Here is a 1,551-nt window from a genome sequence, read left to right on the forward strand (position 1 = left end):
CCGGACACCACCTGCACAGCATTCGGAATTCACTTGCAGATTTATCCCGGAAGTTCTTGAGGCCTCCGGTTTTGATGTCAAAAGGTAGTTTGAAGCCGACTTCCGACAGTAGACTTCGGTGGACCTACCACCATCTCCTCCATAGCTTTTTTGTTCCAGCTCTACATCAATATGATACTGCACACTGCGAAAAGCCGAGCCTCGCCGGGCTGTACTTTAGCTTTTAAAGCCGCATAATCAGTCTCTTCATCTGCTTCAGGCTCAACAACCCCATAATAGGGCTGCTCAGAGACCAGCTCTACTTTAACGGGTTTCTTCTTTTTGGCCGCTGGCTTGGAATAGGCTTGGGAATTTATTTCAGACATAGAAAAGATTGTTTTAGTGGGCAGAAAAGGAAAAAAGGCAGTGGGCAGAAAAAGCACTCCTCTTATCTTTTTCTGCCCACTGCCACTGCCAACTTTTTTAAAACGGAAAGTTGATGGCTAGTCCCACCCGATCCACATCAATGATGACACCATACTGTGGCCCTGTTTGTACCGGACCCTGAATCAGATCTGACAGAACAGCTCCGGCAAAGCTACCCAAGGCGTCTGCCACCAGGTCTTGTGTATCGAATTTGTTGTCTTCATCCCTGCTGTCCGAGATTTCTTTAAGCACTCCCGGAACCATGCCAATCCCAGTGGCCAGGGCGATGCGCCCCCAGCGGGAATCATTGGCAATATCCAGCTGTCGCAGGCCGAATTCACTGGCAGCCCCCAGGGCAATGGAGACTCCGAAGTGCTGTTTCTTGTCTTTATCAATACTGCTGCTGGTCATGGCGGCGGCGCTGGCTGCACCGATGCCGACAATCCACCAGGCACTGTGGCTGTAGCGAGGTGATGGATCGTCATTGCCGCTCATGTATGAGTCACCTTCCTGCCCATGGTCGGCATGGCTTGATACGTAGGGTGAAGCATAATTGTCCCGGGGCTCAGCATAAGATTCGGCGTAAATGGCGGGAGAACAAGCCAGAGAAGATATTAGCAGGGCTTTGCTTACTGTTTTCCGGATATGCCAGGGTGAAAGCGTTTTCCTTGTGGTTTGAGGCTTCATGGGTGACATCCTTGTTTACGGCGGAACAACTTGAATCCAGTCAACCCCGGCTCAGGCCTTCCTGACAATCAGGCCAGAGGTTCAATGCACTGGATTTACGGTAGGCGGGACAACACAATCCGCAGTAAGAGAAAGGACAGCACAATCTTTATCCACTTGAGGAAAAGCTTAGGAAGAGAAAACGGAGCGTTTGGGAAGGTTAAATAGAAAAAGCAGGCTTTCCGGATAAGCTGCCTTGTTTTATTACCTGGCGGTCATTGGATGATCAGTTTTCTCAAGTTTTATATCGGATAGCTGCGGGAATGGCTTATTGACTGTTTTTTTGACATTGCCGACAGCCACAACAATGGTTACTGTTGACAGAACTTGCCTCCCTTTTTCTATTATTTCCCTTTCTTGTTGTTTCTAGGAGGCTGTCCGAGAATAGCGCCCGTAGCGAGGATGGCAGAAAATTGAGGA

Annotated in this window: 2 protein-coding genes; both read right to left on the reverse strand. The window is 49.3% G+C overall.

Annotated features, from left to right (window positions below; genetic code table 11):
- Positions 1-161: 161 nt before the first annotated feature.
- A complete protein-coding gene (locus KDK15_RS09610) occupies positions 162-422 on the reverse strand; it encodes a hypothetical protein (protein ID WP_257295138.1) in 261 nt (86 codons plus the stop codon).
- 40 nt (positions 423-462) lie between these two features.
- Positions 463-1,092, reverse strand: coding sequence for a hypothetical protein (locus tag KDK15_RS09615; protein WP_257295139.1), 630 nt, complete (start codon positions 1,090-1,092; stop codon positions 463-465).
- Between the last annotated feature and the right edge of the window lie 459 nt (positions 1,093-1,551).

This window comes from Endozoicomonas sp. YOMI1, assembly GCF_024606345.1.
In the GTDB taxonomy this organism is placed as follows: domain Bacteria; phylum Pseudomonadota; class Gammaproteobacteria; order Pseudomonadales; family Endozoicomonadaceae; genus Endozoicomonas.

Bases quoted from the DNA above. Each gene is read 5' to 3' on its own strand.
- KDK15_RS09615 (WP_257295139.1), bottom strand. From the start codon at position 1,092: ATGAAGCCTCAAACCACAAGGAAAACGCTTTCACCCTGGCATATCCGG.